The organism is Clostridium sp. CM038, from assembly GCF_055081105.1.
The window spans coordinates 1,566,953-1,589,206 of sequence record NZ_CM143651.1 but is presented as its reverse complement, the minus strand read 5'-3'; the positions used below and the strand labels follow the sequence as shown (position 1 = coordinate 1,589,206).

Here is a 22,254-nt window from a genome sequence, read left to right as displayed (position 1 = left end):
TGTCGTTAAATCATCTTCTTCGAAGCTGCAATATTAACAACTTCAGAAGGAGATTTACACTCCCAATTATAGAAGTGGAGACTTTCCTTCTGAAATGTCGTTAAAACCTTATGTAGTGTGTTTTTTATTTAGCGCTTGAGTAATACGATCCAATATCATCGCTAATATAACAATAGCTAAACCTGAAGCAAATCCTTGTCCGGCTTCATTTCTTGTAACCGCTCTAAAGACTTCAACACCTAACCCGTCAGCACCAATCATAGAAGCTATAACAACCATAGATAGTGCTAACATAATTGTTTGGTTAACCCCTGCCATAATTGTATTTTTCGCAATCGGAAGTTGAACCTTAAATAATTTTTGTGCAGGAGTTGACCCAAAGGCATCTGCTGCCTCAATAAGTTCTGTTGAAACTTGGCGAATACCAAAATTAGTTAACCTTACAACTGGAGGCATTGCAAATATAACAGATGCAATAATTCCAGGTACCATTCCTATCCCAAAGAAAGAAACAGCTGGTATTAAATAAACAAAAGCAGGCATAGTCTGCATAATGTCTAATATAGGCGTTACTATATCTTGCACCATTCTGCTTTTTGACATCCAAACTCCAAGAGGAATACCAATCAAAATTGATATTGAACTAGATGTTAAAATCAATGAAAGGGTAAGCATGGTTTGTTCCCAATATCCAAGATTTAGGATTAATAGCAACCCCAATAATGCAAATATAGATAAACCCCATTTTTTCTTAGTTATAAATATAGTTAATGCTACGATAATCAGTATAAAAACCACTGGAGGGATAGCTATTAATGCGTCACTTAACCCATTTACAACAGCATTTAGAATATCTTTAATTGGTTCAAAAAACCACTGAGCGTTATCTCTTAACCATGCTACAAGCATGTCAGCCCATTTAACTATTGGTATCGTTGGTATTTGTTTCATCGTTATTCACCTCATTTCCTGCAAGAGCCGCTAATACTGCACCTCGAACTATAATTCCTTTTAATATTTTTTCTTCAACAACAGCTACTGGTACAGGAGAATCGTGTATTATCTCAAACAAATCATTTAATGACAAATCTGGAAGAACTACAGGAACATCCGTAATCATAACATCATAAATATCTTTAGTTCCATTTTTCACTGCTTCAGCTGCCGCATCTGCAGTTACAACTCCTAAGAACTCTTTGTTTTTATTAATAACATAGATACTTGAAATTCCAGCCTGTCTCATACGTTTTAATGCAACTCGTGGACCATGTTTTTCTACATCTATGGTCTCTGGGCGTTTCATAACATGTTGTGCAGAAAAAACCTTGGATCTATCTACATCCTCAACAAACTTTCTAACATATTCATCAGCAGGATTTGTCATAATTTCTTCTGGAGTACCAACCTGCACTATTAATCCATTTTTCATAATTGCTATTCTGTCTCCAATTTTAAGTGCTTCATCTAAGTCATGCGTAATAAATATAATTGTTTTATGCATGGTTGCTTGTAAATCTATAAGCTCATCTTGCATCTCTTTACGGTTTAAAGGATCTAGTGCTGAAAAGGCTTCATCCATTAATAAAATATCTGGATTATTAGCTAGAGCCCTTGCAAGACCTACTCTTTGCTTCATCCCTCCTGATAATTGACTAGGATATTGATCCTCGTATCCTTTAAGCCCTACCAATTGTAATGATTCGAGGGCTTTTTCCTCAATTTCTTTTTTATCCATACCTTGTATTTCTAATCCGAATCCGGCATTCTCCAAAATAGTACGATGGGGAAATAATCCAAATCCTTGAAAAACCATGCTTAGTTTCTTTCTTCTAGTTTCTCTTAATTTATGTTTATCCATTTTCGCCAAATCCTCACCATCCACTAACACACTACCTGCATTTGGCTCGATTAGACGATTAATCAATCTAACAAGGGTGGACTTCCCACTTCCTGACAATCCCATAATGACAAAAATTTCTCCAGAGTGTACTTCAAACGATACCCTATTTACACCTACAGTCATTCCTGTTTCTTTTAAGATATCTGGTTTTGTTTTTCCTTCTTGTAAAAGCTTTATTCCTTGTTTAGGGTTTTTACCAAAAATCTTGGTCAAACCTTTAACTTCAATTTTCAACATTTATTCACCTCTTTGATTATTTAATCTATGTATTATTTGTAAACACATCCCTTTAGATTTAAGCGATATTCTTACATTGTACTAGACCTCGACAGTAAATACAAGTTTTCGACAATCGCATTTCTCCTATTATATTACATATATGCTATGAATAAGGTATTTGCATACTTATTCAACCTCCTGAATTATTAAAAATAATTAACATAAAAAGGTGTTCTTTATAAACACCTTTTTTTGTTGGATCTATTTTGTTATTGTGTTACATTTGTTGTTTTTCTATACAATGTTTTTACATTTAAGTTTTTTAATACTTTTCCATAAGAAGAATGCGGTTAGTGCAGTTGCGATCAAATCTGCACAAGGTTGTGAAAGCCATAATCCATCCAATTTAAAAAATAATGGAAGTATAAGAATAAGTGGAATTAGTACTATGACTTGTCTTAATATGCTTAAAATCATTGAGGTTTTTGCCTCATTTATTGCTTGAAAATAGCTTGCCCCTAAAATTTGAAACCCTAATATAGGTAAAAAGATTAAGTCTATTCTAATTCCACGTGCACCTAGATTTATTAGGTCAGTATTATTACCTACAAATACGCCAATAAGCTGCTTCGCAAATACTTGTACTCCTATAAATCCAATTATAGCAATGCAAGTGCCAAAAGTTATGGCAAGCTTTAAAACCTTTAAAACCCTTGGATACAATTTAGCCCCATAATTATATCCTATTATAGGCTGAATCCCTTGACTTATACCAAATATAGGCATAAAAATAAGCATTGATATACTATTTAATATTCCCATTGCAGCTATTGCAAGATCTCCTCCGTAAGAATAAAGCCCTTTATTATATAAAATAATTACAAAACTTGATGCAATTTGCATTGAAAAAGGCGCCATGCCAATAGCAAAAATATCTTTTATAATATGTTTATGCAGCTTTAAATTGGTTTTCTTTATTTTTAGCACGCTTCCACTGCTTTTAGATGTAAAATATTTCAATACTAAGATAGTATTAAAAGCTTGAGAAATTATGGTTGCTATTGCAGCACCTTGAATTCCCATATCAAAAACGAATATGAATATTGGATCTAATATAATATTAATAATTGCACCAAATACCATTGTAAGCATTGCCATTTTAGGATTACCCTCTGCTCTAATTATATTATTAATACCAAATCCTATATTCTGAAAAACAGCTCCCATAAGTATGATTTGTATATATGCTTTTGCATAGGGGATACTATTTTCACTTGCTCCAAATAAGATTAGAAGTTTATTTAAAAACAAAACTCCAAGTATACTAATCACTAATGATATTATCGTTATAAGTATAAAGGCATTTCCCAAAATATTATCTGCCGCTTCCTTGTTTTTTTCTCCTAGTTTTATTGATATAACTGCACTAGCACCTATCCCAATAAGCATTCCAAAAGCCATTATAATAACTGATATGGGGAACGTTATAGCAAGTCCTGAAAGTGCATAGGATCCTACCCCTTTAATATGCCCTATATACATTCGATCTACAATGTTATATAACGCATTTACAATCATCCCTGTTATAGCCGGCACCGAAAACTTAACCAGTAGTTTTCCTATACTTTCTGTTCCTAATTCTTTTGTTTGATTCATAAAAACATTCCTCCATACTAAAAATATAAATTTAAAATGTCAGTAAGAAACTTTTACAATTTCCAGTAATTTTATATTATTCTATTTGAGTCACATATGTTTAGATATGCGGCATTAACCATTGATATACCTATTTTCTAGTATAACACATGTTCTACATTTTTTCTTATTCTGCAAGCCTAAATTATTCAATCTACTTCAGGGCTCATTAACAACAAAATATATTGCAGTTTTTATAAATATAGTTTGTAATGTTTATTAGAATACATTTAAATAAACATTAACTTCAAAATTACATTTAATATATTGTCCAAAAATGTGATATAATAATTCTTTATTGTCTTCTCTATATTTAAAAAAATTTGATATGTCTAATTTATTTTAAAATAGAAGACAGAATCATATACGCAAAAATTGTTAGGAGTGACAAAACTATGAAAAATACAATATTAACACCTAGTGGAGTAATAAAATTAGAGGAAGAATTATCCTTTCGCACAGGAGAAAAAAGAAGAGAAATAACAGCCGCAATTAAAGAAGCAAAGGGCCATGGCGATTTAAGTGAGAATGCAGAGTATGATGCAGCTAAAGATGAGGAAGCAACCAATAATGATAGAATAATTGCAGTTCAAGAGTTACTTAGGAACTCTACAGTCGTAGATGATTACAGTAGTGACGACCAATTAGGTCTTGGAGGTCAGGCTGATATTAAATTTCTTGACACAGGTGATATTGAGAACATACACCTGGTATCAACAGTAGAGACCAACCCTGATTTAATGAACATAAGTATTGAATCCCCTCTTGGAATGGCAATATATAAAAAGGCACTTGGAGAAAAGTGCTCTGTTATATCTCCTGAAGGCAATTATGAAGTAAGTATAGAAAAAATTTACGAGTAAAAAAATTTAAGCAGAGATCACTCTCTGCTTAAATTTTTTTTATTAATTCTTGTTTTGTAAATTTAAAATTACCCCTTATCATTGCTTTTATGAATTCACATTTCAAACCCTTATTTCAAGGCACGGCGGAGAAACTTCATACGGATGCACGACACCCTTTACTTATTATCCACCATATTTTTTTCTGCTGCCTCTACCATTCTCTTTACCATTTCTCCGCCGACATTACCTGAATTTTTTATTTTATTTACAATATTACTTGGCACATCGCCCATATCTACATTTCTGCTTTCAATATTATCTACTGCCATATCTTGTGCTACTTCCATCTTAAATTTTTGAAGTTTTCCCGCTGCTTCTGGTACTAATGTTCTTTTAGTCATTTTACTACCTCCATATAATTTTATATTGTAAATACCCAAGATATATTGTAATAATTTTGATCTCTACCTTGTATATCTACAACTAGTATTTTTTAAAACGAACTTTTTATTCATTAATTCATCTTTAAAATTTTTATTTAGGTTTATTAATTTTGATTGTGTTTGAAATAAAATAAAGAAGATAACTTTAATTATCTCCTTTTTCTATTATATTTATTTATAATAGTTATCTATTTTTTTATGCGGCTTATCAACTCTACCATTAATGATTTTTATCAGTAGAAGATGTCTTGAAACTTTTTTCAAGCCTATCCACAACTTTAGTATATTTGTCCTTTTCATTTGCTGGAAATTTAAAAATAAAAGTATTTGTTGAAGCTTTTCCTACTACTTTTTTTTGATATACTATTTCGTCACCTTCAGTATAAGATATTACAAACCAACTACCACCTTTAGCTTTATAATACATATTATTATTTTTAATTGCTTTATTGTATATTGAATCAATAGTATCATTTGGTGCATTATTAGTTCCATATACCTGCAAATAAACCTTTCCATCGTCAGATTTAAATATATTACCATTTGCAGTATCATTAACTACTTTAAGATCATTAGGATACATAATTGAATATGAAAATTTTTCATTACTATAACTTTTATATTCATCTTCTTTAAGTTGATTACCCTGAGACTTTGCCTCTAATATTTTTTTAGTCTCGATTGCTTTTAAATCCGATGTTTTTTTTTCCTCCACCACTTTTGCATCTTCTATTATTTTATCTGCTACTATTTTTGCATCTGCTATTTTTTTATCCGCTACTATTTTCGCATCTGAAATCCTTTTATCCGCTATTTGCTCTGGTGTTCCTGTTGCAGCTTCTGATGATACTTGTGATGGTGGTGTTGAGACTATTCTGTATATACTTACTACTATAACTAATAGTACTATGAGTGATAAGATTACAAGTGCTTTTACTGACTTTTTCATTTGTTTTTTCTCCTCGCATATGCTTTTATAGTGATAACTTTATAATCATAATTATTTAAAAGTTATTTGTTTTTTTTAATAAAAATGCTAAATACAATTGCTATAATAAACCCAATTAAAAACGACACCCAGATTGGCATAATTTAAACCCTCCTTAACCATCACATTAAAAAGGATACAGACTTCATGTCTATACCCTAATCAATTGTAGTCTCTAAACTTTTAAGCTCAGCTTTTTCTATTTTAGATCACTTATGAAATTTGGAAGATCAAAGCAAGATTTTGCAATCTCCTTTGTTAAATAACGAGTTTCAAGAGGCAATTTATTTACGTCCATGTTACTAGGATCATAAACATCTGAAGCCATTGTAAAACTCCATAATCCACCTGGATAAGTTGGAACAAACGCTATATAGGTTTTTACAATTTTAAAGTTATTCTTTAATATCCTTCTTGTATTCTCAATTATATTACGATGAAGCATTGGAGATTCACTTTGACATACCATTACTCCATCAGTTTTTAATGTTCTTTTTACATTTTTATAAAATTCTTCTCCAAACAAATCCTTAGCAGGACCCTCAGGATCTGGTGAATCGACCATGACTATATCATACTTAATATCGGTCTTCTTTACGTATTCAACTCCATCTCCGAATTTAAAATTGATTCTTTTATCAAAACCTGCGCCTCCGCTTATTTCCGGAAGAAATTTTATGCTTTCTTTTGTTACTACTTCGTCGAGCTCAACCATGTCAATTGTCTCAAGTCCTTTATACTTTGATAATTCTCGTACCGCTCCACAGTCTCCTCCACCAATTACCAATACGTTTTGTGGGTTTTTATGTGTGATTACTGGAATATGAGTAATCATTTCATTATATATAAAACCATCTGCTGAAGTAGTCTGCATTGACCCATCAAGCACAAGACATGGACCAAATGCCACAGTATCAATCAAAGCTACCTCTTGATAGGGCGATTTGCTATATGAAAAACATTTATTAATTTTGTAAGTAATTTTCAAACTTTTTTTCTCAACTTCAACTTCCTCAAACCACAGTTCATTATCAATTTTTTTAAAATACTTTGGCAATTCATCCATTTTCATAATAATTCCTCCATTATAATAAATTTAAGCTTGTAAAGATGCAACTCTATTATAGTTAATTCAACAATTACAGCTTTAATGTTTTCTTTTGTATCTCCGAAAGCCACCACTTCAAGTATATCATAGATATTCGAAAGTTCAACTTGGATATGCTAATGATAACCCAACACCACAATATCTTATTCTATTTAAATCTCCATCAACCCATAATAGCTAACTGAAAGTTATCCCATGGTCACTCAAGAAAAAAAGCTGAATATTATAATTAGGTTAATAATATTAATATAATGTTATTTTTTTCTAAAATCCTTTTTAAACCATAATTAAGAAAAAAGAATAACAGAAGATAATTATATTGTTTTGCACAAACTAGATGATGTAGATGTTGCTACTGTGGAGACGAAAATAAATAGAAATCATAAACTAAATGATGAAAAATGCAGTGATAAGTCAAAAGAAACAAAAGCCACCTGCATAAAGGAGGCCGCTGAAAAAAGCACTCTTTATTTAGTAGAGTTTTCAAGCTTGAATAGAAAAAGCATGAGATGTCCATATTTTGGATATCTCATGCTTTTTATTTTATAATTAAGTTTTAAAAGCCCTATTTCATGCTTTTCAACTTAATTATTCTCTTTATATTCACAGTGAAGATTGATAATGCACCTTGCATTTGCATGCTAATTAAGCCTGACGATATTGCTACATCATAGCTATGTTGGTGCTTAAGTTCACTGTTTTTAGCCTCTATCATATAACGTTCCCTAGCTCGTTTTTTAAAATATTCACTTTTTTCGAACTCTATTTGATCTTTGTGAGTATTTGACTTTATTGAAACTGAATAAGTTTTAGATTTAGCGCCTTCTTTATAACACCCATCTTTATGAACACAATTTTTACACTTTTCTACATTAAAATAGTAGGTTAGCACTTGATTTTTACCAACATTCTTCTTTCCCTGTTTTGCTTTTTTAATAGCCATATGACCTGCCGGACATACAAATAAACCAGCATCTTTATTAAACTCAAATTCATCTTCTTTTTTTCGCATTCCTTGTGAAATTACAGGATTTAGTCTTGAAATTAATGCAATTTTATTTTCTTTTGTATATTCTAGGTTTTTCTTTTCAGAATAAGCTGTATCTCCAATTACTTCATTTACATCTATACCAGCCTCACGGCTTTTTTCTATTAAGGTTATGAGCTCCTTTCCATCACTTTTTTCGCCAGTTGTAATAACAGCTGCTGTAATTAAACGTTCTTCACTCATAGCAAGGTGTGATTTATATCCAAAAAAAGAACTATCCTCAGTTTTATGCCCCACTTTTGCATCCTCATCTTTTGATATTTTTAGATTTTCTAAGTCATCATTAATAGCTTCCATTAAGTAGTTTAATTTAGTTTTCACAGCTGGATTTGCTGCAGTTTCTGGCTTCTCGTTTATGGTATCAATTAATAATTTGCAGTACTCAAGAATATCTTCAAGTACTCCAGTTGTAACTTTATTAGGTAACTCTTCTTTAATACCAGGATGTACTCCGTACAATGTTTTTCTTAAGTTTTTTGCACGTTTCAATAATTCCTCGCTTGCTGACTTTTGGTTATAACGTGACTTGGTATGCGTAGCATCAACTATTATTGCTTTACTTTTTAAAACTCCCTCTTTTATAGCAAGTTCTACAGTCTTGTTTATTAATAAATCCAATAAATTCATGTCTTTAAGGCGAAGCTTTCTAAATTTAGTTAGTGTACTTGAGTTTATTAAATTTGTTTCTTCTGGGGCTAAATTTAGAAAATATTTAAAGGACATGTCATAAAGAGTTCTTTCAACAACATCTTCATCAGACAATTCATATATTACTTTCAAAAGTAAATATTTAAATAGCATTATGGGGTTAATAGCACCTCTACCCATAGATGAACTATAGTTAATCATCAATTCGTCATAAACAAATGAAAAGTCAACAAGGTCATTAATTTGCTTTAAAATGTTATCTTTCGGAATAATTAACGAATATAAGCTATGGTATGTATTTATTTTTATTTCCAATTGTCCTTTTAGCATAATAGTTTAGCCCCTTTTATTTTATTCTACTATACTAATTCGACATATCTTTTAAAATTCCTTTTTGTTTTTTAGTCTTTTATATAAAAAAATCGCCATCTTTAATTAGATGACGATTTTTCATATAGTTTTTCAGTGGCCTCGCATAAAGGTGGCTTTTTATACTATAAATATTAATTATTTATATCGCTGAAACATTCTCACATTTCAACAATTGAAGTAGCATCTTCTTTCGATTTTATTAAAATGTTTGAAATTACAAAAGCTAGTAAAGAAGGTACAAGCCATGAGAATCCTGCACTTGCTAGAGGAATAAATTTAATAAATGCGATGTTATTCCCAAATAAACCATTTACTGTATCTAAAATAGTTATTATTAAAGCTGTGTATACAGTTATAGCAACAATCTTATCATTTTTCACTTTATCACCAAGAAAGGTAATAGCTATTAGAATAATTACAATTGGATATAAAATTTGTAAAATTGGAACTGCCAATATAACTATACTATCAACGCCTTTTGTAGCTATTACTCCACTTACTAACGCCATAGAAATAGCATTAGTCGTGTATGATACTTTACCATTTGAGAGTTCAGTAAAGTATTTTGCTCCACTTGAAAGTAATCCTATAGAAGTTGTTAAGCATGCAAGACTCACAGATAAACTAAGAATAACGCTACCAATACTGCCTAAGTCTAGTTTTACAATTTGTGTAACTAGATTAGTTCTAGCTATATCTTCAGAGAACAAAGTAGATGTTTGAGATCCAAGATACATAAGTCCAGAATATACAAAGGCTAAACCCACTACAGCCACCATAGATGCCTTTATAGTCATCTTCATTATATCCTTTGGATTTTCATAACCCTTTGCTTTAACAGCTGAAAGAATTATTGATGCCAATATAACAGAGCCCATACCGTCCATCGTTTGATAACCTTCTAATAAAGATTTTGAAAATGCACCTTGGTAATGTGTATTTACAATTGGTCCAATAGGAAATATTATGCCTTTAAATATAATTATAGCGAGCATTAATAAAAGTGCTGGTGTAAGTATTTTACCTATATTATCAATTATTGAAGAAGGTTTAAGCACGAATGCAAGTGTTATTGCAAAATACAATATAATAGTTATGTTTTGCCCCATAAATGGGAATAAAGGCTGTATTCCAAGTTCGAAAGTCGTTGCGGCTGTTCTTGGAACTGCAAATAAAGGTCCTATAACAAGAATTAAAGCTACACCTGTTATTATTGCAAATTTTGAACCTACTCTATTTGCCATTTTATCGAAAGAACCATTAATTTTAGCACAGGCAATTATTCCAATTAGAGGAAGACCAACTCCTGTAAGGAGGAACCCTATAATAGCTATAATAAACTTGCTTCCTACCGCTTTCCCTAAGTATGGTGGAAAAATCAGGTTTCCTGCACCGAAAAACATTGCAAATAGTGCAAACCCTATAACCAAGGAATGTTTTGTTGAAGTTTTCATTTGTGTATACCTCCAGATGGATGAATTTATGTAATTCTAAAAAATAATTAAATCCACACTATTATTTTAAGAATAAGGCTTACCTTATCTTTTTAATTTCTAATTGAGCCATAATGCATGGTAATGCTAGGTTGAACAATAGTTTTCCTATTTTACCGTTTTCAAAATCTGAATTCATGAGAAAATCTCCTTATTAAATTATTTTAATAATAGCATTGTATAACAATGCGTGAATAATAACAACTATGAAAAGTATACCAATGAGCTAACTTCCGGATCACTGTGATGCACCCAATACATTTTTTTGCTGTTGCAATTCCCCTAGGCCATTGACATAATTACGCATATTTTTTTATTTACAAACAAGCCTTTAAATGCTAAAATTAGTCCATAATTGTTATAAATTGTGAAGTAACAACATTTTTTTACACCTAGTATTAGTTACTGTAAACCTTACAGCATGATAGATTGTAGAATCTAATAAATTAAAAGTAAAAATTTGAAAATTTACATTAGTCAAGTGTATCATTATTTGAATATGTTCTTTTATCATCTAAGGAGAAGTGATTTAATGTATGAGTATTAAAATTAAAATAATTATTAGTTACCTAATATTAATTATACTTACAGCAAGTTTTTTAGGTATTTTAATTGGTAAAATATCAAAGGATGCAGTATTTAAAGAAGTTAAAGAAAAAAGTCAAACTGTAACAGAATTAATTAATACTACAATAAGTGTAAGAAATGATTCCATTATAGAAAAGTCTTATAGTAATTTAGATTCTGCTGAGAAGTTATTATATAGTTTTGGTAATATAAATGTAGATAATACCCAAAGTATAAAAGTAGGGGATTATTATTTACCAGTTTTATATGCCGGAACACACAAGCTATCATTAGATACTAAGCTTGTTGATGATATACATAAATCTATAGGTAGCACAGCTTCTATATTTTTATTAAGTAATAATAAATTAATAAGGGTATCTACAACCCGTATTAAAGGCAACCAAAGACTTGAAGGAACATACTACCCTGCTGACTCAGATATTTACAATACAATAATTAATAATCATGAGTATTGGGGCGTAAATTTATCTGAAAATCAAAGTTATTTGTCAAGAATTAAACCATTACTTAATAAAGATAAAAAGGTTGTAGGAGCAATAGCTGTAGGGAATACATTACTTAATGATTATTTAGAAAAAACATTAAATAACTTTAAAATTGGAAAAACAGGTTATGTATACATAATGGATTCTAATGGAAAAGCGATTGTCCATCCTACTGATAAGGGAAAGAATCTAAGCAACTATGAATCAAGTAAAAAAATAATTTCAAATAGAGATGGATTAATTGAATACACATATAAAGGTGTGCATAAATTAGCTTACTCTATCTATTTCGAACCTTGGGATTGGTATATTGTTACCACAGCTAACTATGATGACTTAGCATCGTCAAGTAAATCAATTTTGAATACCACATTATTAAGTGGGTTATTAATGATTTTATTAGGTGGGATTATAGCTGTGTTTATGGCTAACAATTTGGTTAAACCCATTAATAAATTAAAGTCATATATGGAGATTGCGGGCTCAGGCGATTTAACAGTACATTCGGACATAAAAAACAAAGATGAAATAGGGGTATTATCCGATAGTTTTAATAATATGATAACTGAAAATAAACATTTGATAGAAGAATTAGTACAATATGATAAATTAAAAACTGAATTTATTGCCAATATGTCTCATGAATTAAAGACACCGTTAAATATAATTTTTTCTACAGCACAATTATTTTCTGTATATATAAGCAAAGATGTAAATTCAAATAACATGGATAAGTTAAACGAATATACAAATTATATAAAACAAAATTGTTATAGACTGTTACGACTCGTAAATAATATAATTGATATTAGTAAAATTGATTCTAAATTTATGGAGTTAAATTTAAAGAATCAAAATATAATACAAGTTGTTGAGGAAATAACCCTATCGACTATTCCGTATGTGCAAGGCATGTCAAGAATAATTATTTTTGATACGGATATAGAAGAAAAAATTATGGCTTTTGATGAAGAAAAGATGGAGAGGATTTTACTTAATTTAATTTCTAATGCAACTAAATTTACTAGGCCTGGAGATAAAATCGAAGTTTGCGTTTACGATAAAGATAGTCACGTTATACTTTCTGTAAAGGATAATGGCATAGGAATCCCAGAAGATAAGTTATCACAAATTTTTGAAAGGTTTAAGCAAGTGGATCCTTTACTAAGTAGAGCACATGAAGGTAGTGGTATAGGACTTGCTCTAGTTAAATCTTTAGTTGAAATGCATGGTGGTAAAATTAATGTACAAAGTAAGTATCAAGAAGGTACAGAATTTACAATAAGCTTGCCTGTTAATATAGTTGACGGTAATGATAATCCGAATTCAAAAATAGGTTTAATGAATCAAACAAACAGTGAAAAAATACAAATTGAATTTTCCGATATATATAAATAAAAAAGCTGCATTGAATGCAGCTTTTTTATTATACCCTTTACTTTTTCTTTAATATTTGAATTTGTCCTAAAGATCTTTCCTCCCCATCATTCCCAACTCTAGTCATTATGTATATTTCATAAAAATCTCCGCTTACCTCAATATTATTTCTATCTATATACTCAATAAGACTTTTATAATACTTGCTAGTATCATTATAATCATCATCAAAATTTAATGTTATATATTCCCCCTTTGGCAAAGTTATTAAATTATCATCATTTGTAACACACTCGAAACCATTAATTAGCATATTATTATATATTAGTTCATTATATTTTTTTATATCTTCATATGATACAGCAAAAGCAAGTTCTTTAATTGAACTACTATACTTCTGCTCCATCGATACTAATATTTCACTTAGATTTATTTCAAATTCTTCTGTATATCTCTTTGTATTATTATATTTTTTGAATTTTCTTTCCTTGTTATATTTAATAAAAACATCATTAATCCCTTCTTTTAAAGAATTTTTTATACGCTTCTCAAGAAAACTAATATTATTTTTTACTGCGTTTAAATCTTTTATTTTGGTATCTATCATTTCCTTTTGCTTACTTATTATATTAAGTATGGAATCAAATGAAGTATAATTTTCTATTAATTCCTTTATTTCATCTAAAGATAAGCCCATAGCCTTACATTGTTTTATTGAATTAAGTATTACAAAGTGTTTTGCAGAATAATATCTGTATCTGCTCTTCTCGTCTATATATGAAGGTTTTAGTAATCCAATTTTATCATAATATCGTAATGTCTGAACTGATATATTTTGTAACTTTGACATTTCTCCTATTGAAAAGTTTGTCCCCATATTCTCACCTCATTTGTATTTAATATTTCCAAATAATGATGCTATTTTTTATTTTTAATGCATCTTCAAACTATTATTTTCCTTTAAGTTCCACATTTAAATCGGTTAAAACCGCTTGTGTAGAAGTTTTTATGTTTGCAATTAGTTTTATAGTTATAAATGTTAAACTTTCGGATACCATCGCACTTACCCATATTCCATTTATCCCAAACATACTTCCAAATAAAGTTAAGCATATTGGCAAGAAAATAACTGATCTACATACACAACTTATATTTGCATACTTTGGTTTTTCTATAGCTTGATAATACACAAGGGTATTTAAATTTATTCCTACTACAAAATAGCTAAAACTTGCTATTCGAAGGGCCTTATATGCTAACTGCGCTATGTATGGATCTGTTGTGAATATTCCTATAACCTTCTGTCCAAAGATAAAACTTGTTATAACAAAAAAAGCACTTATTAAAATTGATGCTACGCATGTTATTTTAAAGAATCCTATCAATTTCTCAACATCTTTTCTTCCATAGCTGTAACTTAAAAGTGGTTGTACTCCAAGTGTTATTCCATAAAGAACCATATATATATTTGTAGTTAAATAATTTATTATACTATATGCAGAAATTCCTACCTCCCCTACATATTTTGCTAAAGCTATATTATGCAATAACACAATTATTGAATAACTTGCTTGTGCAAAGAATGATGGGAATCCTATAAGTGAAAACTCTTTAATAAGTTCCTTACTAATCTTTACATTCCCAAAAGTTAATTGACCTTCTCCTTTTAAGAAGTGAGGTAATAGCATACATACCGTAACTATTTGACCAAGGCCTGTAGCTATAGCTGCTCCTTTTATTCCAAAACCAAGTTGAAATATAAATATATAATCTAATATTACATTAGTTATTGCACCACTTATTGTAGAAACCATTGCAAGTTTTGGTCTTCCATCGTTCCTAACAAAACTACTAAGAACTATTCCCGTTAAATTAGGAATACAAAACAGTGCATAAAACCTTAAATATTCTACTGATAAACCCTGTAGCCTCTCTGTTGCTCCTAATAACTTTACTATTGGTTCTGTAAATATAACACCAATTACACTTATTACAACACTAATTATTAGCAGAAATTTTAATACTTGTCTAAATATATTTACTGCCTTTTCAGTATTACTTGCTCCAAAATTTTTAGAGACTAGAGCTCCTCCACCTATTGCAAACATAGAAGCTAATCCAAATAACATAACTGTAAATGGTAGCACTATGTTAACTGCTGCTAATGCTGAATCACCAACACCTTGTCCTACGAACATTCCATCAACAACTGTATATAAAGATGAAATAAACATAGCAAGTGCTGATGGAATAGCATATTTCAAAAATCTCTTTGTCATATATATCCACCTTTTTTCATTATTTTCACACTTTCTTATTATAAACTGTATTGTTACTATAGAGTCAACTTCTTTCTAAATAAGCAAAAGTATTACTAAAAAATAGAGCCAACAGATAAATTTTTATCCGCGACTCTATTTTTTATTTTTTTGAATACTACAGAAATAACATTAAAATGTCTAATTTATTATGCTCTATCCCTTTTAGAAAAACGTGTTTAAATAAATTTTTCAGCACTCTTCCAATGTTTTGAAGCTAAATCATACTTTTTAAAGTCTGGTATAGTTCCACCTGTTTCAACTAAAGCTTTTGCTACTTTTTTAAAATCCCTTCTTCTTTCACATTTAAAAGAATTTGATTCCTCTATTGATTCCATTACATCTCCAATTTTTTGCTGAAAGCTATTCATTCTTAAACCTCCTTCTATTTTGATGTGATAGAAAATAACCCTGAATTTTATCTACTGGAGAGTCATTTGATAAACGCTAATGCCTTGATTGTGTAGAACTATCACTTGATTTTATTTTTTCTTCTAAAGTAACATCAGTAATGTCACTAGTCATATTAGATATGTTATACATAATAGACATCTCAGTATTTGAAACGCCACTAATTCCTTTATTAGCATCTAATTGATTAATTGATTTTTTTGCTTTTCCTAACTTATTTTTATTCATTAGTATCTCCCTTCCAATACTGAAATTAAACTATATATTACACTATATAGTTTAACCATTTTGTTATAAAGTATAACAGGAAACTAATGAACTCTATTTTAATAGGTTATTAAGTATGAGTCATATATAAAAATCAGTTATAAGTAAATATGTTTCAGCAATAAGTATAAATAGTTTTTTTACACATACTATATTTATAGTAGAATTGGCGGTGAAGAATAAATGAAAATTTTATTTATGACAGTTACCCTAAGAGCATCATGGTCGCATTCATTAAAAGAAAAAAGAATGGTTGTAAAAAGCATAGTTCAAAAACTAAAAAACAAGTTTAATATATCAGTATCAGAAGTAGCTGAGCAGGATATTCATCAAACAATAGTTATCGGTATCGTAGGAATATGTGGAACTTCATCTCAGCTAGATTCTACAATGGAGCATATTATAACTTTTATAGAATCTAATACTGATGCAGAAATAATTGATATTCAGAAAGAGGATATCCAAGGTATGTAGACTTTCTATTGATGCTATAATTAGCCTTGTTGCAAAAAAACTGCATAACATATTCAATGTGAAGAGTTGTTGAATATATTATGCAAGTGTTTTTTGTGTCTGGGTAAAAATCTTTTCCCTTACATTTCTATATCCTTCCAGTTCACATTAAAACTAGTTTTCCAAAGAATTACATTAAATATCAAAAGCGCGACCGCATAAACACCAATATATATCATATTATTTCTAATAGCTACATGGATTCCAGCAAATACTAAAAGCAGCATAATTGTAATAACTGATGGCTTTATAAGCTTACCACTATCCGATGTAGCAAACTTTACACTAAAGGGCATTGCCTTATTTGATGCTTTAAAATACACCAATAATAATATTAAAAGAACTAGAAACATTACTATTAAGTCTAAAATTATTGACGGTCCTTTAAAAATTGTGAACACTATAGATTCTAATATATAGAGTGGTAGTATTAGTTTGAATATAGTTCCTTTTACTGCCCCTTTTAATATTACCCCTGGATTTTCTATTGGCAATACCTTGTATATAAATGCCCCCTTATAATTATCACTATTATTTATAAACGCTGTACAAAAGCAAAGCAAGAATATAGTTATATACATTAACAAATGAATTTTCCCACCATATCCTGTTTTAATATTAGCCATGAATGATCTATCTTGTCCGTTACCCATAAACATAAATAGAACTGGCATAAACACTGCCATTGCAAGCGTTGGATACACCTTAAGCTTCAAGTTTCTCTCTGTAGCTATCATATTTTGAGTAAATTTAAACATACCCTTTTCAACTCTGCCTCTGCAAACAAATCCTGCTATAAATTCTTTTCTAGTTTCACTTTTGCGGCTTACGGCTCCCCCTCTATCATTTAATTTTTGAAGGTTCTTTTCAAAATAAGGCACTACGCTTTTAATATAAAGCGTCATTAACATAATCGGTCCTGCTATTGCGAGTGCAAATAAAAATATTAGAAAAGGTTGTTTATTCCCATCTATTAGTATACCAAATGGAGATGCAAGCCACATAGATGGAAGTAATGCATGCCACAATTTGGGCATATATTCACTGTTCATATTGGTAGCATCAAAGACTCTTGCAACTAGTTGATATCCAAAAGCAAATACAAATGCTAATAATATTTGAAAATAGTTTATTATATCCTTTAATTTTTCTCCATCAAAAAAATTCAAAACTAAAGTATATAGTAAAGATGTTAAAGCTATAACTAAGAACACTACAAGTATATTGTCTATAAAAAATATCACGGAGAATAAAGCTCCATATTTTACGCTGCCAATAACTAGTGGAATCAAATTTAATGATAGTGATAAACCTATTAAATATATACATATATGAGTAGTCTTTGCTGCATTAAATGTTTTACTATCGATTGGCTTAGGTAGTAATATATTTTTCTCTTTTACATCTAGTAATACTGCTGAAAAATCAGATATCATAAGTGAAATCATCATAAATAGATTTATACCTATTACAACATTCGCAGATTGCATAGATGACATACCACCCGTCATTATTATTAATCCAATAAAAATGCTCATAACTGAATTGAACATCAATAATGATAGATAATTATTCTTATCCTTACTTTCATCTCTCTTTTTATTATTCCCCATAACAGTACTTACTCTACGACCATCTGTGGTTAATTTTATCTGAAGAATCATTCTCATAGTCTTATAGTTAACGCCTAATTTTTCATATAAAGATTGAAATTTATCCAATATCGCAAGTACGGTGAAATTCTTCATAATTACACCTCGCAAACCAAAGAAACAAATTCTTTAGCAACCTCTGCATGCTCATTAAATCCTGTTAGCTGATTGAATATTTCTTCAAGTGTTCCTTCCTTCTTATTATTCTTAAGCTCTTCAAAACTTCCATCAGCAACTATCTGTCCCTCATTTAAAAGTAATATTCTATCACTTACCTTCTCTACAACATCCATTATATGTGAAGAGTAAAATATGGTTTTTCCGCTCTTTGCAAGACTCTTCATAACCTCTTTAAACACCATTACACTATTAGCATCTAGTCCCCCTAGAGGCTCATCAAAAAATAAAATATCGGGATTATGAATTAAACTACAGATTATAATTAACTTTTGTTTCATACCTTTTGAATATGAGGATATTCTAGAATCTATAGCATCCTCAATTCCAAATAAGCCCATTAGCTTCGTTACTCTCTCGATAAGCTTTTTTTCTTCTAATCCATATATTCCGCCTAAAAAGCTTATATACTCATAAGCAGTTAAGTTTTCATATATATCTGCAAGCTCTGGTACATACCCTATTTTCTTTTTATACTCTATGCTTCCATTACTTATATCTTGTCCTAATATTTCTACTTTTCCCGTGTATCCTTCTAATATCCCAAGCATTATTTTTATAGTTGTGCTTTTACCAGCACCATTAGTCCCTATATATCCTATTATCTGTCCTCTTGGAATTTTTAAATTAATTCCATTAAGCACCTTTTTACTCCCAAAGCTCATTTGTAAATCTTTAATTGATATTATGCTGTCTAATTCTTCCATAGAACCCTCCCCCTAACTGTATTTTTTATCTGTCTGTATAATTGATTATACTGCTTAATTTGGTAATTTCAACAAGTTTTTACTTATTGGTTGTATGTAAACCTTTTAATGACATTTCACAAGGAAATTCTTCCACTTCTATAAGTAGGAGTTCCACCTAAAAAAAATAGCACCAGCCTAAGCAGGTGCCAACACTTCATTCAGTTACTTTTTAATATTACCAATTAATATATTGCTTAACCTCTGCTTTCTCCCCCAAAGTCACGTCTTTTAAAACCCATTCCTTAAACACTGGATATCCTGTTCTATCAACAATATAACCTATGTGCTCTTTTCCTCCTGGAGCATTTGCATCCATATACTTATCGATATATGAATATGTGTTTTTTATTATTTTAATTATACTTTCCTCGTCCACCCAAGTTATAAAATCTTGAGCGAGCCTAGGATTTTTCTTGCCAGTCCTACCCATTATCACAAGTTTATAATATTTCTCATAACTTCTGCTCCAACAACTAGTTGGGCATTTGCCTATGCATTCTCCACATCCAATACACTTGTCATGGTCGCGAACTACTTTAAAGTTCTCCATTTTAAGTGCACCAGTAACTCTTTTTTTACAGTTAGCTACGCAGGATTTGCAACTGATACATCTATAGGATTCATATTGTGGCTCTGTCATTCCTATGATCCCAAAATCTTGTATTCTAGCCTTTATACAATCATTAGGACAACCTGTTAAAGCTACCTTCACATGGTAATCATTAGGGAATATTTCTTTTTCAATTCTTTTTGCAAATTTTGTAGTATTATAATTTGCAAAAGGACAGACATTTGCCCCTATACAAGCTGACACATTTCTAGTACCTGCGGCCAAGTATCCTGTATTTTCTGAAATCTGATTTATATCAAGACCTTCTATGACTGATTGAATCATCTTATTAACTTCCGGTATTTTATCTATATCAATATTTGGTATTTCAAAACCCTGTCTTATAGTTATATGAATATTTCCATCTCCGTAAGTTTCTGCTACTCTTTGCAAAACTTCTAAATGTTTGGCTTCTATATGCCCACCAGGTACCCTTATTCTTATAGCTGTTTTACCTCTTTTTTTAGTTATTCTGTATGCATTTTTCTTGAGCAACTTGGTATTAATATCCATTACGTTTTCCCCCTTAATCTACTAGATGAACTGCATCCAAATAGTTAAAAACAGGTCCATCTAAACATATATACGTATCATCAATTTTGCAGTGCCCACATTTCCCAACTCCACAACACATCTTTCGCTCATAAGATACCCATATATTCTTTTCTTTTACTCCTTTTTTTATAAATCCAGCTACGGTAAACTTAAGCATCATCGGTGGTCCTACTACAATAACTTGTACTTCATCCATATTCACAACTTGAATATCTGCAATATATTTTGTTATGAGTCCTACAGTTCCAGTGTAGCCGTCATCAGCACTGTCTACAGTTAACGTTACACTGATACTCTTTTCCCAAACTTTGAAATTTTCTTTAAATAAGATGTCACTAGGCGACTTAAAACCTGCCATTAAATTAAAGCCCGTACATTCCTTTGGATTTTTCGCAAAATAATCTACTATCCCTTTTACTGGTGCCAGTCCAGTTCCCCCAGCAGCTACAATAACTTCTTTATTTTTATAAAGGTTAACATCAAATCCATTTCCATAAGGCCCTCTTAAAAGCAAGGTTCCTCCTACAAAAAAGCTATGAATTACATCCGTAACAGTGCCGACACGTCTAATAGTAAAATCTACATAACCCTCACCTATCTCACTAACGGATATAGGTGATTCTCCAAATTTCGGTATGGATACTTCAAAAAATTGACCCGGCTTTACAACACCTTCGAACTCCATTCTAAATGTATAATCCGTTTCTGTATGCTTACTTATATTAAGTATCTTAGATTTAAAAGGCATGTATATATTTTTCATTTATTCCACCTCATCCATTGCTTTATTTAATTTGTTTACACAATTTGAGAAAGATATATATTCAGGGCATATATCATCACATCTACCACAACCTATACACATATGATATCCGGCTCTCTTTTTAAAATCATATACCTTGTGCATAATTTTGAATCTCATTCTGTCTTTTTTATCCTGTCTAAAGCCATGTCCGCCTGCCATGTCGCTGTATCCATCTACATGACAAGATGCCCAAACACGCCTTCTTTCTCCTACGTTTTTATTTTCTTTATAGAAAATGTCCTGCATAGTAAAACAAGAACAAGTACCACATACAAAATTACACCTACCACAAGCAATGCATCTTGAAGAATATTCATCCCACATTTTTGATTTAAAAATTCTTTGATCTAAGTTTTCAGGTATATTAACCTTTACTTCATTAGTCAAAACAAACTCAGGCTCTACCACGACGTTACTAGGTTTATCTATGTTAAAGCACTTCATCAGTTCCTCGGATTTACAATTCACAAAGACCTCATCATCTTGAATTTTAGTGTACATATCATAATCTTCTATCATATTCGATCCCATACTTGCGCAAAAACAATTTTCAAAACTTTCACTACAACCCATAAGTACAAATTTAATTTTATCTCTTAAAACCTTATAATAATAATCTTCATTTCCATTTCTTAGGTAAACTTCATCTAATCTCTTTATAGCATGAATATCACAGCTTCTTAAGAATATTAATGTTTTCTTCTCATCGCATTTTGGCTCTACGCAATCATTTTCAGTAAAGTAAAATAATGTTTGAGTAATTGGCAATATTATTTCTTTAGGAGAAAAACTAGATTTTAAATCAAACTCTACTTCCCTTATACTCTTTATTTCCTTATACCTATTAGTATCTGTGTCCGCAAAAGTTCCTTTTCCCTTGATCATTACTGGTGCATACACCTTATATTCACGTCGCAATGTTTCAAGATACTCATCAAACTTCTCTATTGTAAGCTTAAATCCCATAAATGCACACCTTCCATTA

General features: G+C 30.5%; 21 protein-coding genes. 4 read left to right on the top strand and 17 right to left on the bottom strand.

Translation table 11 applies throughout. The features are described 5' to 3' along the window. Nucleotides 1-108: 108 nt before the first annotated feature. From ACWJKS_RS07220 to ACWJKS_RS07210, 3 genes are all read right to left on the bottom strand, one after another. The gene (locus ACWJKS_RS07220) at nucleotides 109-951 is read right to left on the bottom strand and encodes an ABC transporter permease (protein ID WP_216303685.1); all 843 of its coding nucleotides are present in this window, start codon (nucleotides 949-951) and stop codon (nucleotides 109-111) included. Then, nucleotides 920-2,137 (bottom strand): quaternary amine ABC transporter ATP-binding protein, encoded by a 1,218-nt coding sequence (locus ACWJKS_RS07215; protein WP_216303686.1) that lies wholly within the window; start codon nucleotides 2,135-2,137, stop codon nucleotides 920-922. The genes ACWJKS_RS07220 and ACWJKS_RS07215 overlap by 32 nt, the downstream gene beginning before the upstream one ends. Nucleotides 2,138-2,413: 276 nt before the next feature. Then, complete coding sequence (locus ACWJKS_RS07210; RefSeq protein WP_462960837.1) at nucleotides 2,414-3,775, bottom strand: MATE family efflux transporter; 1,362 nt, start codon at nucleotides 3,773-3,775, stop codon at nucleotides 2,414-2,416. 434 nt (nucleotides 3,776-4,209) lie between these two features. Here ACWJKS_RS07210 and ACWJKS_RS07205 point away from each other — a divergent pair, with 434 nt between their 5' ends. Continuing rightward, the gene (locus ACWJKS_RS07205) at nucleotides 4,210-4,677 is read left to right on the top strand and encodes a GreA/GreB family elongation factor (RefSeq protein ID WP_216303688.1); all 468 of its coding nucleotides are present in this window, start codon (nucleotides 4,210-4,212) and stop codon (nucleotides 4,675-4,677) included. Nucleotides 4,678-4,835: 158 nt separating this feature from the next. On the opposite strand, the gene ACWJKS_RS07200 is transcribed toward ACWJKS_RS07205, so the two are convergent. From ACWJKS_RS07200 to speE, 3 genes are all read right to left on the bottom strand, one after another. Further along, on the bottom strand, nucleotides 4,836-5,060 hold the full coding sequence (locus ACWJKS_RS07200) for an alpha/beta-type small acid-soluble spore protein (RefSeq protein WP_165414532.1): 225 nt from the start codon (nucleotides 5,058-5,060) through the stop codon (nucleotides 4,836-4,838). Between the two features lie 262 nt (nucleotides 5,061-5,322). Continuing rightward, the gene (locus ACWJKS_RS07195; protein ID WP_462960836.1) at nucleotides 5,323-6,051 is read right to left on the bottom strand and encodes a hypothetical protein; all 729 of its coding nucleotides are present in this window, start codon (nucleotides 6,049-6,051) and stop codon (nucleotides 5,323-5,325) included. A gap of 238 nt (nucleotides 6,052-6,289) precedes the next feature. Beyond that, nucleotides 6,290-7,162, bottom strand: a complete 873-nt coding sequence (gene speE, locus ACWJKS_RS07190) for a polyamine aminopropyltransferase (protein WP_165414534.1) — start codon at nucleotides 7,160-7,162, stop codon at nucleotides 6,290-6,292. Between the two features lie 360 nt (nucleotides 7,163-7,522). Here speE and ACWJKS_RS07185 point away from each other — a divergent pair, with 360 nt between their 5' ends. After that, entirely contained in the window at nucleotides 7,523-7,747 is a 225-nt protein-coding gene (locus ACWJKS_RS07185; protein WP_462960835.1) for a hypothetical protein, read from the top strand. 16 nt (nucleotides 7,748-7,763) lie between these two features. Here ACWJKS_RS07185 and ACWJKS_RS07180 read toward each other — a convergent pair whose 3' ends face one another. Both ACWJKS_RS07180 and brnQ read right to left on the bottom strand, forming a co-directional pair. Further along, nucleotides 7,764-9,224 carry an IS1182 family transposase gene (locus ACWJKS_RS07180; RefSeq protein ID WP_462960113.1) on the bottom strand — a complete coding sequence of 487 codons (1,461 nt, stop codon included), beginning with the start codon at nucleotides 9,222-9,224 and terminating at the stop codon, nucleotides 7,764-7,766. Nucleotides 9,225-9,424: 200 nt separating this feature from the next. Continuing rightward, entirely contained in the window at nucleotides 9,425-10,720 is a 1,296-nt protein-coding gene (gene brnQ, locus ACWJKS_RS07175) for a branched-chain amino acid transport system II carrier protein (RefSeq protein ID WP_462960834.1), read from the bottom strand. Between the two features lie 575 nt (nucleotides 10,721-11,295). Here brnQ and ACWJKS_RS07170 point away from each other — a divergent pair. Beyond that, a complete protein-coding gene (locus ACWJKS_RS07170; RefSeq protein ID WP_462960833.1) occupies nucleotides 11,296-13,233 on the top strand; it encodes a Cache 3/Cache 2 fusion domain-containing protein in 1,938 nt (645 codons plus the stop codon). Nucleotides 13,234-13,270: 37 nt separating this feature from the next. On the opposite strand, the gene ACWJKS_RS07165 is transcribed toward ACWJKS_RS07170, so the two are convergent. From ACWJKS_RS07165 to ACWJKS_RS07150, 4 genes are all read right to left on the bottom strand, one after another. After that, on the bottom strand, nucleotides 13,271-14,089 hold the full coding sequence (locus tag ACWJKS_RS07165; RefSeq protein ID WP_216304385.1) for a MerR family transcriptional regulator: 819 nt from the start codon (nucleotides 14,087-14,089) through the stop codon (nucleotides 13,271-13,273). Nucleotides 14,090-14,162: 73 nt separating this feature from the next. Beyond that, nucleotides 14,163-15,491, bottom strand: coding sequence for an MATE family efflux transporter (locus tag ACWJKS_RS07160; protein WP_462960832.1), 1,329 nt, complete (start codon nucleotides 15,489-15,491; stop codon nucleotides 14,163-14,165). Between the two features lie 218 nt (nucleotides 15,492-15,709). Next, complete coding sequence (locus ACWJKS_RS07155) at nucleotides 15,710-15,901, bottom strand: hypothetical protein (RefSeq protein ID WP_462960831.1); 192 nt, start codon at nucleotides 15,899-15,901, stop codon at nucleotides 15,710-15,712. A 76-nt stretch (nucleotides 15,902-15,977) separates the two neighbouring features. Further along, on the bottom strand, nucleotides 15,978-16,169 hold the full coding sequence (locus ACWJKS_RS07150; RefSeq protein ID WP_462953951.1) for a hypothetical protein: 192 nt from the start codon (nucleotides 16,167-16,169) through the stop codon (nucleotides 15,978-15,980). 222 nt (nucleotides 16,170-16,391) lie between these two features. Here ACWJKS_RS07150 and ACWJKS_RS07145 point away from each other — a divergent pair, with 222 nt between their 5' ends. Continuing rightward, the gene (locus tag ACWJKS_RS07145; RefSeq protein WP_216304381.1) at nucleotides 16,392-16,682 is read left to right on the top strand and encodes a DUF503 domain-containing protein; all 291 of its coding nucleotides are present in this window, start codon (nucleotides 16,392-16,394) and stop codon (nucleotides 16,680-16,682) included. Nucleotides 16,683-16,801: 119 nt separating this feature from the next. Here the strand turns inward: ACWJKS_RS07145 and ACWJKS_RS07140 are convergent, their stop codons facing one another. The 5 genes from ACWJKS_RS07140 to asrA form a co-directional block, all read right to left on the bottom strand. Continuing rightward, a complete protein-coding gene (locus tag ACWJKS_RS07140) occupies nucleotides 16,802-18,469 on the bottom strand; it encodes a hypothetical protein (protein ID WP_462960830.1) in 1,668 nt (555 codons plus the stop codon). 2 nt (nucleotides 18,470-18,471) lie between these two features. Next, nucleotides 18,472-19,257, bottom strand: coding sequence for an ABC transporter ATP-binding protein (locus ACWJKS_RS07135; RefSeq protein WP_462960829.1), 786 nt, complete (start codon nucleotides 19,255-19,257; stop codon nucleotides 18,472-18,474). A 217-nt stretch (nucleotides 19,258-19,474) separates the two neighbouring features. Beyond that, on the bottom strand, nucleotides 19,475-20,422 hold the full coding sequence (asrC, locus tag ACWJKS_RS07130; protein ID WP_165414448.1) for a sulfite reductase subunit C: 948 nt from the start codon (nucleotides 20,420-20,422) through the stop codon (nucleotides 19,475-19,477). A 13-nt stretch (nucleotides 20,423-20,435) separates the two neighbouring features. Then, entirely contained in the window at nucleotides 20,436-21,227 is a 792-nt protein-coding gene (asrB, locus tag ACWJKS_RS07125) for an anaerobic sulfite reductase subunit AsrB (protein WP_462960828.1), read from the bottom strand. Then, nucleotides 21,228-22,235 (bottom strand): anaerobic sulfite reductase subunit AsrA, encoded by a 1,008-nt coding sequence (gene asrA, locus ACWJKS_RS07120; RefSeq protein ID WP_462960827.1) that lies wholly within the window; start codon nucleotides 22,233-22,235, stop codon nucleotides 21,228-21,230. Between the last annotated feature and the right edge of the window lie 19 nt (nucleotides 22,236-22,254).

Excerpts from the sequence above, each read along its gene's own strand:
- ACWJKS_RS07220 (WP_216303685.1), bottom strand. The coding sequence starts at position 951 with ATGAAACAAATACCAACGATACCAATAGTTAAATGGGCTGACATGCTT.
- ACWJKS_RS07215 (WP_216303686.1), bottom strand. The coding sequence starts at position 2,137 with ATGTTGAAAATTGAAGTTAAAGGTTTGACCAAGATTTTTGGTAAAAAC.
- ACWJKS_RS07210 (WP_462960837.1), bottom strand. The coding sequence starts at position 3,775 with ATGAATCAAACAAAAGAATTAGGAACAGAAAGTATAGGAAAACTACTG.
- ACWJKS_RS07205 (WP_216303688.1), top strand. The coding sequence starts at position 4,210 with ATGAAAAATACAATATTAACACCTAGTGGAGTAATAAAATTAGAGGAA.
- ACWJKS_RS07200 (WP_165414532.1), bottom strand. The coding sequence starts at position 5,060 with ATGACTAAAAGAACATTAGTACCAGAAGCAGCGGGAAAACTTCAAAAA.
- ACWJKS_RS07195 (WP_462960836.1), bottom strand. The coding sequence starts at position 6,051 with ATGAAAAAGTCAGTAAAAGCACTTGTAATCTTATCACTCATAGTACTA.
- speE (WP_165414534.1), bottom strand. The coding sequence starts at position 7,162 with ATGAAAATGGATGAATTGCCAAAGTATTTTAAAAAAATTGATAATGAA.
- ACWJKS_RS07180 (WP_462960113.1), bottom strand. The coding sequence starts at position 9,224 with ATGCTAAAAGGACAATTGGAAATAAAAATAAATACATACCATAGCTTA.
- brnQ (WP_462960834.1), bottom strand. The coding sequence starts at position 10,720 with ATGAAAACTTCAACAAAACATTCCTTGGTTATAGGGTTTGCACTATTT.
- ACWJKS_RS07170 (WP_462960833.1), top strand. The coding sequence starts at position 11,296 with ATGAGTATTAAAATTAAAATAATTATTAGTTACCTAATATTAATTATA.
- ACWJKS_RS07165 (WP_216304385.1), bottom strand. The coding sequence starts at position 14,089 with ATGGGGACAAACTTTTCAATAGGAGAAATGTCAAAGTTACAAAATATA.
- ACWJKS_RS07160 (WP_462960832.1), bottom strand. The coding sequence starts at position 15,491 with ATGACAAAGAGATTTTTGAAATATGCTATTCCATCAGCACTTGCTATG.
- ACWJKS_RS07155 (WP_462960831.1), bottom strand. The coding sequence starts at position 15,901 with ATGAATAGCTTTCAGCAAAAAATTGGAGATGTAATGGAATCAATAGAG.
- ACWJKS_RS07150 (WP_462953951.1), bottom strand. The coding sequence starts at position 16,169 with ATGAATAAAAATAAGTTAGGAAAAGCAAAAAAATCAATTAATCAATTA.
- ACWJKS_RS07145 (WP_216304381.1), top strand. The coding sequence starts at position 16,392 with ATGAAAATTTTATTTATGACAGTTACCCTAAGAGCATCATGGTCGCAT.
- ACWJKS_RS07140 (WP_462960830.1), bottom strand. The coding sequence starts at position 18,469 with ATGAAGAATTTCACCGTACTTGCGATATTGGATAAATTTCAATCTTTA.
- ACWJKS_RS07135 (WP_462960829.1), bottom strand. The coding sequence starts at position 19,257 with ATGGAAGAATTAGACAGCATAATATCAATTAAAGATTTACAAATGAGC.
- asrC (WP_165414448.1), bottom strand. The coding sequence starts at position 20,422 with ATGGATATTAATACCAAGTTGCTCAAGAAAAATGCATACAGAATAACT.
- asrB (WP_462960828.1), bottom strand. The coding sequence starts at position 21,227 with ATGAAAAATATATACATGCCTTTTAAATCTAAGATACTTAATATAAGT.
- asrA (WP_462960827.1), bottom strand. The coding sequence starts at position 22,235 with ATGGGATTTAAGCTTACAATAGAGAAGTTTGATGAGTATCTTGAAACA.